Source organism: Neisseria sp. HMSC31F04, assembly GCF_001807735.1.
Lineage (GTDB): Bacteria > Pseudomonadota > Gammaproteobacteria > Burkholderiales > Neisseriaceae > Neisseria > Neisseria elongata.
Window position 1 is genome coordinate 1 of sequence record NZ_KV790778.1, and the last position, 5,380, is coordinate 5,380.

Annotated in this window: 5 protein-coding genes; 3 read left to right on the forward strand and 2 right to left on the reverse strand. The window is 45.0% G+C overall.

Translation table 11 applies throughout. The annotated features are described in order from the left end of the window. Positions 1–74: 74 nt before the first annotated feature. Together HMPREF3107_RS02345 and HMPREF3107_RS02350 are read right to left on the reverse strand one after the other, a co-directional pair. The gene (locus tag HMPREF3107_RS02345) at positions 75–947 is read right to left on the reverse strand and encodes a metallophosphoesterase family protein (RefSeq protein ID WP_070452966.1); all 873 of its coding nucleotides are present in this window, start codon (positions 945–947) and stop codon (positions 75–77) included. Between the two features lie 256 nt (positions 948–1,203). Further along, on the reverse strand, positions 1,204–1,545 hold the full coding sequence (locus HMPREF3107_RS02350) for a hypothetical protein (RefSeq protein WP_041961345.1): 342 nt from the start codon (positions 1,543–1,545) through the stop codon (positions 1,204–1,206). Positions 1,546–1,600: 55 nt separating this feature from the next. Here HMPREF3107_RS02350 and HMPREF3107_RS02355 point away from each other — a divergent pair, with 55 nt between their 5' ends. The 3 genes from HMPREF3107_RS02355 to HMPREF3107_RS02365 are packed head-to-tail and all read left to right on the forward strand — an operon-like array spanning position 1,601 to position 4,942. Next, positions 1,601–3,166 carry a recombinase family protein gene (locus HMPREF3107_RS02355; protein WP_070452969.1) on the forward strand — a complete coding sequence of 522 codons (1,566 nt, stop codon included), beginning with the start codon at positions 1,601–1,603 and terminating at the stop codon, positions 3,164–3,166. 2 nt (positions 3,167–3,168) lie between these two features. Beyond that, entirely contained in the window at positions 3,169–4,056 is an 888-nt protein-coding gene (locus HMPREF3107_RS02360) for a plasmid partitioning protein RepB C-terminal domain-containing protein (RefSeq protein ID WP_070452975.1), read from the forward strand. Beyond that, positions 4,043–4,942 carry a plasmid partitioning protein RepB C-terminal domain-containing protein gene (locus HMPREF3107_RS02365; protein WP_070452972.1) on the forward strand — a complete coding sequence of 300 codons (900 nt, stop codon included), beginning with the start codon at positions 4,043–4,045 and terminating at the stop codon, positions 4,940–4,942. Before HMPREF3107_RS02360 ends, HMPREF3107_RS02365 begins: the two co-directional genes overlap by 14 nt. Positions 4,943–5,380: the final 438 nt, after the last annotated feature.

The following is a 5,380-nucleotide window of genomic DNA, read 5'->3' on the forward strand; positions in this document are numbered from 1 at the left end:
CCATAAAGATTTTCGCCGTTTTTTTTCTTCTATCCACTCAGTGCAAAAATAAACACCTCCCCACACTTTCCGCATTAGCAATACCGCCAAGTGTCCCGCATAAAATGAATAATCTCGTTTAACGGCACAGGCGAAAGCGTAAACTGCTTGCCCCCTTCCTTCTGCTCCACTTCCAAAATCAACATACAGCCCTCCGACAACTTGCCTTGTCGGTCAAATTCCAATTCTTTGATTTTGACCGAATGGGTAATGCCTCTGTTCGCCAAGTTCTGCCGGTATGCTTCGCCCGTGTGCCCGTAAAAATGGTAGGCAAACGCCAGCTGGTCCAGCACATCGGCAATCTCTTCCGCGCCGTAACCGCTTTGGCTGTCGGTGGGCTGGTCATGCGTTATCAGCAGATCGGGGTCGTGCTTGTTTTTCAGGCAGTCTTTAATAAAGCGGCGCAAGGTTTGCCGTTCATACTCCTGAATAAATTCGCCGTGCGGCCGCTGTTTCCTATCGCCAATGCGCCCGATGCCGAGAATTTCCAGCGATTCGCCATCCTTCTGCAACACAAATGGTTCGCCCGTTTTCAGCACCCAAACGCGCTGATAAACATCAATCGGAAAAGCAGCCTGCACGCTTTGCCGTTCCAATTCATCCAAAAATTCATGGTCCTCATGATTGCCGCGCACACAGAGCATATTGAGGTTGAGCCGCTCGAGGAATTGGGCGATCGACAGCTTGGCGTGCATAAAATCATCCATAAAGCCCAATTCGTCGCGGTCTCTTGCCGCATGACGCAGCGTGGCCTTGTCCATACGGCTCTTATCCGGGAATGCGCCCATATCGCCGCATTGGACAATTAAGTCTATGGATTTGCCGGTGGTTTGCTGGTAGTGGTGCGCCAGCTTGAATGGGAGCAGGAATTTGCCGTGGATGTCGGCGAACAGGGCAAGGCGGATCATGGGAACGGTTGCAATTGAGTGATGGAAACAAAACGCAGAAACGGTGGCACGTCGGGCAATCGGAAGACTATTTTAACAGCAAACAGCAAACTATTTTTTATTTCTCTGTTCGGGTACCGAGCATCAAACTAATCTACGCCGGCTTGCACGAGAAAAGTTCCCTGAGATGACATTCTCGACACTAGATCGCTCTGAGTGATCTGTATTATGAAATCAAAACAGGCATATCCTTCAGGAGATGCCTGTTTTACTAGTATCAGTCTCTCAGATATGCTTCTGATGAAGCAAGAAACTTTTTGAATTCACACACGAACATTGCCGCCTTCAAGTTTTCGCTTAAACAGATCTGAGTGAGTACGATTTGACGGACAAAGCTTGAATGCTGCATCAACCTGATCATAGCCAAGCTGTCAGGCATAAACCTTTTTTCCAACCAGTTTTTGACTGTTCGCTCTGATACACCTGTCCAATGTGCAAGGTTTTTGACATTGACATGATTTTTCTGCAATTCTTTGTATAAAGCGCTTGAGAGTAACTCTTTCCACATATCTTCATTGATATTCTTCAAGGGAAGTTTTTTTCCATTTGAGTGCAACATTTTTCCTAACTGTTCCTTTATATTCTGTTAATCAATAAATTACCTGCCATTTGTTATGGATCCAAAGGAACAGTTATCAAAACAGCAAAAAGCGGTTCTGTATATCCGTATGTCCACGGATCATCAGAAATATTCGCCTGATAACCAGAAAGCTTTTTTGCTGGAATATGCCAATAAGAATGGACTGACCGTTGTTGGTGAATTTATTGACGAAGGCATCAGCGGAGTCGTGACGCAAAAACGGTATCAGTTCTTGAACTTAATTGATTTGGTCAGAAGCGGCAAAGCAGATTTCGGTCATATTTTGGTTTATGACGCGAGTCGCTGGGGACGCTTTATTGACCCGCAAGAATCTAGTTATTACCAATACCTCTGTCAGCAGCAAAACATCATTCTGCACAAATGTGCGGAACCGATTCCAGTGGCAACAGAAGAGTTGGATCCGGTAGTAACAGGTATCATAGATGTATTCCAGCAAACTTCAGCCGGTCTCTTTAGCAAGGGACTATCAAAGAAGGTTTTTCTCGGGCAAGAAAACTTGATCAGGCTCGGTTTTCGACAAGGTGGCTCTGCAGGGTACGGATTGCGCCGCTTGTTGGTAGACGAGAATAGGCAGCCAAAATTTGAGCTTAAGGCCGGGGAACATAAGAGTATCCAAACCGACAGGGTAATTCTGGTTCCCGGCCCGGAACATGAACAGGCCGTTATCCGGAAAATTTACGAGGACTTCATTTACCAAAAAATGAGCGAACAGGCGATAGCTGATGATTTAAACAGACAGCACATTTTGACCGACCGTGGCATCTCTTGGACTAGAGGTGTTGTGCATCAAATCCTGATTAACGAAAAATACATCGGCAATAATGTCTGGAACAAAAGCAGCTATTCGCCCTTCAAGCCACATAAAGGCAAGAATGCCTCCGAACAATGGGTACGGGCTAATTCAGTCTTTCAACCCATTGTTTCCACCGTACTGTTCAATGCCGCCCAAAGCATTATCCACCAAAGAAGCCGGCATTGGAGCAATGAAGAAATGCTGGATAAATTAAAGGAGCTACTCCGAATTAACGGCAAGCTGTCTGGTTTGATCATTGATGAAGCCGCAGATTGCCCTTCCAGCAGTATGTTCCGTAGCCGCTTCGGAAGCCTACTTAAGAGCTATCGGGAAGTAGGTTATACACCCAGCCGAGACTATCGCTATCTGAAAATCAATCGTGCCTTGAGACGGACTCATGCAGATCTGGTTGAGCAGACGATTGCAGAAATTGAGCGGCTGGGGGGAGCGGTATCCCGCATTCCGGAAAACGATTTACTCCATATTAATCAGGAGTTTTTTGTTTCTCTAGTGCTGGCACGCTGTCGGATAACCGATGCTGGTACCAAACGCTGGTTTATACGTTTTGACAGTAGCCTTGCTCCTGATTTGACCATAGCTGTGCGGCTGGATGAAACGGCGGAGAAAATAGTAGATTACTATCTACTTCCTTCCGAAAAAACCCATTGTGCCAAAGTGAGATTGATGGAACAAAACCCAATTGACTGGGATTGTTATCGCCATAAAGATTTGAGTCGTTTTTTTGCCATGAGTAAACGGGTATTGATTAAGGAGGCAATTTTATGAGGATGGTGATTCAAACACTACCGATCAATCGAATCAAGGTCCTGAATCCACGCAGTAGGAACCCCAAAGTGTTTAACCAATTGGTCGCCAGCATCGCGGCAGTCGGTCTAAAGCGTCCGATTACCGTTACCAAATCGGAAATATTGGATGGAGAACAATGGTATGGCCTATTATGCGGCGAAGGAAGATTAACCGCCTGCCAAGAGCTAGGTGAAGAGTACATACCGTGTCACATTGTGGAGGTTAGTGGTGACGAAGGATTTTTAATCAGCCTGGCTGAAAATATTGCTAGACGTAAGCACACCAATTTGGAAATACTGTCTGCCATTCGGGTGTTGTATGAACGTGGATATTCCGAAAAAGATATTTCACGAAAAATTGGCCTTCATCAAGCATACATACGGGGAATTTTACATTTGTTGCGAGAAGGTGAGGCACGCCTGATTGCAGGCGTAGAAAAAGGCTATTTGCCGATTGACGTTGCTGTAGATATTTCCCGTGCAAAAGAAAAAGAAGTTCAAACGGCTTTATCCGATCTCTACCAACAACAGAAGCTAAAGCGCGGAGATATTGCCAAAATCAGGAGACTGATCCAACAGAGAAAGCGTGATGGTAAAACTTACCACTTCACTCCGAGGCGTAATACACCTATCAATAAGGAGAAGCTACTTCAAATGTATGAGAATGAGATTAAGCGAAGACAGTTGATGGCAACACAGGCTGAATTTTGCCAACAACAGCTGCTGATCATTCTTTCTGGGTTAAATCGTTTGTTTGAGGATAATCATTTCAAAACACTGCTTCGGGCAGAGAGAATCGTAGATATGCCTGAGAACCTCAGTAAATGCCTGAACCATTATAGGGAAACATATATCAATGAATCAGCCTAAACACATCGCTTATGCTTTTCAAGCATCATTGAAGAACATCGCGCTCAAAGATATTCAAACCATGCACCCCTTCCCCGAAGGGATACGGGGGAGCGTGAAGTTCAAAAGCATCTTGGCCTCAGTAGAGGAAATTGGTGTTATTGAGCCGCTGGCTGTTTATGAAGAAAACGGTAAGTACCTCTTACTGGACGGGCATCTCCGTCTGCTTGCCTTACAAGAACTAGGAATCGACACGGTAGTATGTCTGCTGTCCACAGACGATGAAGGATTTACCTATAACCGGCAAATTAACCGGTTAAGCCCAATTCAGGAATACCGGATGATCAGCCGTGCAATTAGCAAAGGCATACCAAGGGAGAAGATTGCCAAAACCCTGAATATCAACTTATCCGGAATCGAAAGCAAGTTGAATTTGCTGAATGATATCACGCCCGAAGTAGCCGCGAAACTCGCAGACAAGCATCTGGCACAAGATACGTTTCGGATCCTCCGAAAAATGAAACCTATCCGACAGATGGAAGCTGCAGATATGATGATTGCAGCCAACAAGTTCACCAAGTCCTATGCTGAGATGATCTTGGTGGCATCCTCCCAGGAAGACTTGGTTGATCATGCTCAGAAAAAGAAAAAGCACTCGGATAGTCTAGAAAAACTTTCACTGTTGGAACAAGAAATGGACAGGTTGAAGGAGGACTATACCCGGACAGAGAAAGAAATTAGTGATACCAATCTGTCTTTGATTGTTGCTGGCGGTTATTTGAAAAGATTGTTAGATAATTCTGCCGTGAAAGAGTTCATCAGCTTGTATTATGCAGACATCCTAACCGCATTAGATACGGTTTCCCAGCAATTACAACAAGCCCCGATGTCTCTTGAGAAAGAGTAAAGTATCAAAAAAAGCTGCCTCATTTCTGAAAGATGTCTTTTTTAGCTTTGTTACTCCAATCACAAAAAGTATGCCACCCTCCGAAAGGCTGTAGAAATCAGTAGCGTTGTCTACACTTTTTCCGCTACTGAAAGCTTCTATTTTTGCTGAAATAGTTTTTGAGTAGTTATCCGGTGTTGTCAAGAACAGAGTGGGTTTCCTGTGCCTATCGACATTCTTGATAATGCCGGGTAGCTGCTTAATTGGGTCTTCAAGCAAAAATCAAAAGTGTAAACAATACTGTTAGATACCTTTGCAAAAAAGCCTTTCCCTCGACAGCCGGAACCCAAACACAGGTTTTCGTCTGTTTCCGCCCCCAATCACTCCTGATTTTACCCAAATACCCACTTAATCCTCCCGGATACCCGATAATCAGGCATCCGGCCGCCTTTTAGGCGG